This window comes from Streptomyces sp. NPDC005485, from assembly GCF_040606085.1.
Lineage (GTDB): Bacteria > Actinomycetota > Actinomycetes > Streptomycetales > Streptomycetaceae > Streptomyces.
In genome coordinates, this window is record NZ_JBEXDZ010000130.1 from 20,838 (window position 1) to 27,033 (window position 6,196).

General features: G+C 70.6%; 6 protein-coding genes and 2 pseudogenes. 3 read left to right on the top strand and 5 right to left on the bottom strand.

Annotated elements, in window-relative coordinates; genetic code table 11:
* The first annotated feature begins 16 nt into the window (after positions 1-16).
* On the top strand, positions 17-493 hold the full coding sequence (locus ABZS97_RS32845; protein WP_356143693.1) for a DUF6193 family natural product biosynthesis protein: 477 nt from the start codon (positions 17-19) through the stop codon (positions 491-493).
* Between the two features lie 115 nt (positions 494-608).
* Here the strand turns inward: ABZS97_RS32845 and ABZS97_RS32850 are convergent, their stop codons facing one another.
* The 4 genes and pseudogenes from ABZS97_RS32850 to ABZS97_RS32865 all read right to left on the bottom strand — a co-directional run bounded on the left by ABZS97_RS32850 (position 609) and on the right by ABZS97_RS32865 (position 2,857).
* Positions 609-1,181, bottom strand: a complete 573-nt coding sequence (locus ABZS97_RS32850) for a hypothetical protein (protein ID WP_356143703.1) — start codon at positions 1,179-1,181, stop codon at positions 609-611.
* A gap of 217 nt (positions 1,182-1,398) precedes the next feature.
* A pseudogene (locus ABZS97_RS32855) lies at positions 1,399-1,824 on the bottom strand (DUF4158 domain-containing protein); the annotation flags it as partial.
* Between the two features lie 227 nt (positions 1,825-2,051).
* Positions 2,052-2,375 (bottom strand): acyl carrier protein, encoded by a 324-nt coding sequence (locus ABZS97_RS32860; RefSeq protein WP_356143695.1) that lies wholly within the window; start codon positions 2,373-2,375, stop codon positions 2,052-2,054.
* A gap of 107 nt (positions 2,376-2,482) precedes the next feature.
* Complete coding sequence (locus ABZS97_RS32865; protein ID WP_356143697.1) at positions 2,483-2,857, bottom strand: hypothetical protein; 375 nt, start codon at positions 2,855-2,857, stop codon at positions 2,483-2,485.
* A 481-nt stretch (positions 2,858-3,338) separates the two neighbouring features.
* On the opposite strand from ABZS97_RS32865, the gene ABZS97_RS32870 reads away from it, so the two are divergent.
* Positions 3,339-4,118: an SDR family oxidoreductase gene (locus ABZS97_RS32870; protein WP_356143698.1), complete on the top strand. Its 780-nt coding sequence runs from the start codon at positions 3,339-3,341 to the stop codon at positions 4,116-4,118.
* A 435-nt stretch (positions 4,119-4,553) separates the two neighbouring features.
* On the top strand, positions 4,554-5,990 hold the full coding sequence (locus tag ABZS97_RS32875) for an MFS transporter (protein WP_356143700.1): 1,437 nt from the start codon (positions 4,554-4,556) through the stop codon (positions 5,988-5,990).
* Between the two features lie 62 nt (positions 5,991-6,052).
* On the opposite strand, the pseudogene ABZS97_RS32880 reads toward ABZS97_RS32875, so the two are convergent.
* Positions 6,053-6,196, bottom strand: a pseudogene (locus ABZS97_RS32880) (RNA-guided endonuclease TnpB family protein); the annotation flags it as partial.

The window sequence follows — 6,196 nt, forward strand, 5'->3', positions numbered from 1 at the left end:
GAGGGGGCAGCACACCGTGACGATCAGTCCCGACGGCCCCAGCCAGACGCCCAGCATCCCGCCGAGGCCGCTACTTCCCGATCTCGCAGCGGCCCGCAAGCTCGGATCTGCGGCGACAGTGGAAGCGCGCTGGCAGCAGCTGCTGCTCGTCTGGCAGTGGCATCACATGCGGCACGAGATCTTGAAGCCGGGCACTGCCTACCCGGGCATCGTGCCCCTGATTGAGGCGGCCGGAGCGGAACCGCAGCTGCGGCAGCTCTACCCTTTCACCAGCCATTACAACCTGAACTTCAGCAGCTTCACGAGCTACCCCTGGTCAATCCAGGTGCCGTCGGTAGACCCGCTGCATGACGGGCAGTTCCGCGTCCGCCGCCCTCGTAGTGCCGAGGTCCTCGGGTTCGCACGCACCGCGGACGCCGCGGTGTCCCTCGTCGTCGGCAACCTCCCCTCGGGGCTCGGCCCGGCCGTCGCCCACGAGCAGACCGGCCGCTGACGCGGACCGGACGAGCTCTATGACATCCGGCGCCATGACGTGAGCGCGAGCGGCACCGTCGGCCCGCGTCAGCCCGGAATCGCGACCGCGCTGCTCCGTCATGAGTCACATCGCGTCAGGCGTGGAACTGGCCGTTGCGGTACTCCTCGTGCGGCAGCGAGTCCCATTCGGTATACGCGCCGTCGCGCGTCACCATGAACAACGGACGCGATCGAAGGACATGCCCGACTCGTTGCCCGCGCATCACGACCCCGGGATCAGCCGGTCCTGCGTAGCCCTCGGGCGTGTAGCGGAAGTGCCCGTCCACTGTCTCGGCATGCGCGATCGCGTCGCGCTCCAGCTCCGACAGGTCTCTTCCGACCAGCGTGAGTCCGTCGTGCGCGACCTGGGGGCCGTGCACGGCGTCGGCAGCCACGCAGAACAACCCCGCTGCTTGGCTCGCATAAGCCGTGACGGCAGGCGCAGAAGGAGCCACGCCGCGACGGTGGACCTCGATCTTCCACGTCGGCGAGAAGACCGCGGGGCCCGCTGGACACTCGCTGACGCTCGACTGGCCGAGCACCTCAGCCGCCTCGACCACTTCGTCGACGGTCATGCCGAACCGGAGTGGTCCGACCCCGACGGCCGGCGCATAGGGCCACTCGTCCCGTTCGGCAACTCTGGCATCGGCTTCGGTGTTGAACGGCATAGTCGCCCCTCTGGAGACAGCTGAGACTTGCGCCGATTGAACAGGCAGAGAACGAAAGGATCTCGTCCTCGGCCACCAGGTCGTCCAACCGGGACCGGGAGGCCGCGGACAACCGCTCCACCGTTGTCGCGCAGAACCTCTCCTCGAAGGTGTTCACCGCCGAGGCGACCAGACGCGTCACCCTCGCCGGCGCTGGCGGTTCCAAGCGGTCCTTGCGGCACCGGGCCACCACCGCCTCGGCCAGCCGGTCCCGGTTCAGCTCCACCGGGCACAGCTCCGCTGCCAACCACTGCGCACGCTGGACCTGGTGCTCCCGCGTGCACTCGCGGAACCCGAACGCCGCGCGGATCTCCATCCGATGCCGCTTGATCGCCCGCCCGGACCAGTCGTAGACGCCCCACTCCTCAGTCGGCATCACCTGCTGGGCCACGTACGACACCGCGGCCGCCGGGACCTCCACGGCCTCCTCCGGGAAACGCGCCTCCACCTCGAAGAACTTCAGAAGTAGCGCGAAGCCCAGCCGGTTCGCCCCCGACTTGTTCCGGAGCCGGTCCTGGTCCTCCTCCAGCAGAGTCCAGACCTCGATCAGGTCCTCCGGTTCCCAGTCCCGACGCGCGCGACCACGGTGACGTGAGCACAACACAGTCAGGAGCAGAACGCAGGAAACCGGTACAACAGGACGTCAGATCGGCTACAGAGAGCTACTTGTCACTTCGCGGGAGCTTCGGGAGGGCAGGGCCGTATGCCGCAGCTCGTGCCGTGCCGGGCCTGCCGCGCCGGCCGGGAACGGCCGAAGCCCCCGTCGCGGCGCGGTGGCCGGCGGGGGCTTCTCGGTTCGCTCGCGCGTTCAGGCGCGGGGCGGGCGGTGGGTCAGGCGACGGCCCAGGGGCTGGGGCTGCGTCCCCGGCTGCCGGGGGCGGCGGGCAGGTCCATGTCCCAGGCGGGCTGGAGTGCGGCGGACAGGACGCCCCACAGCTGGCCGGCCGTCAGGGTGCGTACCGGGACGGTGACCTGGCCGGCGAGGCTGACTGCGAAGACCGACTCCAGGGTGCTGACGATGCCGATGAGTGCCAGGGAGTCCAGGCCGTAGGTCTCCATCGGGACATCCGCGGCGGGTGCCTTGTCCTTGCCCAGGCCGGGCAGGCCCTGCCGGAGGATGGTCTCGAACTTCGCGTTCCACGGTGTCTGCGCCATGGGGCGGACTTCCTTCCGGCTGCCGGGACGGACCGAGCGGTCCGTGCACCCACCGTGTCGCCTCCTGCTCAAGCCGCCGTGGACGGGCACTCGGGCCCTCCGCACGCTCAGACCGCAGCAGTGGCGGGGGCGACGGGCCAGCCGATGCCGCCGTTGGTGGTGGCCGGGGCGATGGGCCAGCCGATGTCGCCGGTGGCGGAGGCCTGGACGGCGGTGGCGGGCGCGATGGGCCAGCCGATGTCGCCGGTGGCGGAGGCCTGGACGGCGGTGGCGGGGGCGACGGGCCAGCCGATGCCGCCGTTGGTGGTGGCGGGCGCGATGGGCCAGCCGATGTCGCCGGTGGCGGAGGCCTGCAGGGCCGTGGTGTGGGCGGTCGGCCAGCCGATGGCGTCCGCGGTGGCCGCGGAGCCGATGCCGCCGGTGGTGAACAGGGCGGTGGCGACAGCGGCGGCGGTGACGCAGATGCGGGCGATGTTCTTCATGGCCGGACTCCCTTGTGACAACTTGTGTGTTCCGTGTTGGCAACCTCTTGCCAAGAAGCTTGGCAACACAGGCTTGGGAATCCCTCGGCATTCGCTCGGGATCCGCTCAAGAAGGCGGAAAGGAAGCCCAGTTCGGGCGGCCAACACCCCGGATCCGTCACCGCCTAACCCCATCTGAGCTGCGCATTTCCCGGAGTTGGCACATGCGGGCATGCTTTGGCAAGTCCTGGCAAATCTGCCGGATGAAACCCGGATCGGGGAGGAAAAACAGGGCCCGGCACCGCACCGGGCGTTGCCAACGGTGCGGCCGGCCGGGGTGCGGCCGGGCACCGGCACACAGCCGTACCCCGCAAGGAGACCGCGGGAGACCGCGAGGGAAGGCGGGGAAGGCGGGGGGAGGGCGGTATGCCGTGAGGTCGCCGGAGCCCGGCCGGTGACAGGCTTTTCAGGAGGTCACCGGGGTGCCGGTTAGGGTGCGGGCATGACGACGCAGGCGTATCTCTCCGAACTGTTCTCGCTTCAGGGCCGGGTCGCCGTGGTGACCGGCGGCAGTTCCGGTATCGGCCGGGTCATTGCCGGGGCCCTGGCGCGGGCGGGAGCGGGCGTTGTGATCGTGGCGCGTCAAAAGGCCCAGCTGGCCGATGCGGTGGGCGAACTGGAGGCGGCGGGCTGCCGGGCGGCCTGGGTGAGCGCCGACCTGGGCAGCCGCGAGGGGGTGCGTGCGGCGGCCGAGGAGGTGGCCGGGGTGTTCGGGGAGCCCGACATCCTCGTCAACTGTGCCGGGATCAACCTGCGGCCGCCGATGGGCGAGTTGGACGAGGAGGTGTGGGACACCACGATGGCGGTGAACCTTGAGGCGCCCTATCTGCTGGGACAGCGCTTCGCCCCCGGCATGGCCGAACGCGGCTTCGGGCGGATCATCCACGTCACCTCCCAGCAGGCGCACCGGGCGTTCGCCCAAAGCGGCGCCTACGGCGTCTCCAAGGGGGCGCTGGAGTCACTGGCCCGTTCCCAGGCCGAGGCCTGGTCGCCGTACGGCGTCACCTGCAACACGCTCGTGCCGGGGTTCGTGCTGACCCCGCTCAACGCGCGGCTGGCGTCCGATCCCGAGGCGGTGGCGGCGCTGGCCGCGCGCACCCTGGTGGGACGCAACGGTCTGGCCGAGGACTTCGCGGGCGCGGCGGTCTTCCTCGCCGGCCGCGGCGCCGCCTACATCACCGGGCAGGCGCTCTTCGTCGACGGCGGATTCTCCGCCCACTGACCGCCCGCCCGCCGTACGGCGCCACCACCGGCCGCGCCTCCATCCGCTCCGGGCGCGTCCCCTGACCGGCAGCCGGCAGCCGGCAGGGACGGGTCCGGCGGGCCAAGACGCCCTGCACCAGGACACCTTGCACCAAGCAGGTTGCGCGCGGCGCACGGCGGCGATACGGCCCGCGGCAGCGCCCGGCCCTGCTGGTGGTTCCGGCTATCAGCATCAGCACCAGGTTCAGGAACAGCCCCAGAAGCAGGGTGCCCAGCACCGCGCCGGCGATGGAGCCTGCGGCCATGATCGTGGTGGTGGCTCTTGCTGCGCGCCTTCGACCCCGCGGCGTTTGGCCGTGCGACGGTCGTGGCGGCGGTTTCCGTCAGCGCCGGGCCAGCGGAAACCAAGCCGCAGTTCCTCAGACATGAAACTCGGCAGATGGGCAGGTGGCGCATGACAGGGACGGCAGCGGCGGGAGCCAAGGGAGGTGCGGCGGGGGCACGGCGCGTGCTCGCCCCACTGGCGTTGGCACAGTTCATCTGCAGCTTCGCCGGATCGAACATGAACGTGATGATCAACGACATCAGCGAGGACCTGGACACCACCGTGCAGGGTGTGCAGGTCGCGATCACGATCTTTCTGCTGGTGATGGCCGCGTTGATGATCCCGGGCGGGAAGCTGACCGACAAGTGGGGGCGCAAGCGCTGCCTGCTGGCGGGTCTCGTGGTCTACGGGGTCGGGGCGGTGCTCAGTGCGGCCTCGCCGGGGCTGGGCGTGCTGATCCTCGGCAACTCGATTCTGCAGGGTGTGGGTACGGCGCTGCTGATCCCGCCGGTCTACGTCCTGACCACGCTGCTGTTCACCGACATGGCGTCCCGGGCGCGTGCGTTCGGCGCGATCATGGCGATGGGCGGCGTCGGGGCGGCCGCCGGTCCGCTGATCGGCGGGCTGATCACGAGCGCGATCAGCTGGCGGGCCGCGTTCGTGTTCCAGGCGCTGGTGATCGTGGTGATCGTGGTCCTCAGCCGTCGGCTCGCCGATCCGCTGCCGCCCGACCCCGCCCGGCCCTTCGACATGGTCGGGGCCGTGCTGTCGGCGGCGGGCCTGGTGCTGCTGGTGACCGGCATCCTGGCCGTCGACAACAACGGCTGGCTGGCGCTGGGCCTGCTGCTGGCCGGCGCACTTGTGCTGACCGGCTTCTTCGTCTGGGTGCGCGGCCGCGAGCGCGCCGGCCGGGAGGCGCTGCTGTCGACGGACCTGTTCCGCAACCGCACCTCCAACCTCGGCCTGGTCACCCAGAACACGCAGTGGCTGATGCTGATGGGCGTCTCGTTCACCGTCGCCGCCTACCTGCAGGTCGTCCGCGACTACGACGCGATCGAGACCGGCGTCATCTTCACCGCCGCGACCCTCGGCATCCTCGCCTCCTCACTGGCAGCCGAGAAGCTGGCCCGGCGCCGCACACAGCGCACTCTCATCATGGCGGGCTTCGTCGTGACGACCGCCGGCATCGCCGTGCTGCTGGTCCTGGTCGCCTGGAAGCCCGGCCCCTGGGCGTTCGCCCCCGGCCTGCTGCTGATCGGACTGGGGCTGGGAGTGATGCTCACCCCGTCGGTGAACGTGGTCCAGTCGTGCTTCCCCGAGACGCAGCAGGGCGAGATCTCCGGCCTGTCGCGCAGCATCTCCAACCTCGGCTCCTCACTCGGCACTGCCGTCGCGGGAACGATCCTGGTGTCAGGGCTCAGCAAAGGCGCCTACGCTGCGGCGATGGCGGCGCTCGCGGTCGTGGGCCTGGGCGGGCTGCTGGCCGCGGCACTCCTGCCGCGCGTCGGCAGGCCCCGTGCCGCCGGAACCGGGACGACGAGACCGCCGAGGGGGCCGCAGCATTGAAGGCTCCCCTTCCTGAAGGGAGGGGATTGTCCACCCTCCAGGGCTGAGCGGGGATTTACGGCTCAGGCTGCCTCTGGGTCCACCGGACCAGGAGGTCTTGCGCCCTCAGCACCGTCCGGGTTCCAACCTGCCCGGACCAGCATCACGCGGGCGGAGTTCTTGTCCCTGGGGGACACGGCTGCGCACACGGTGCAGGTATACGTTCT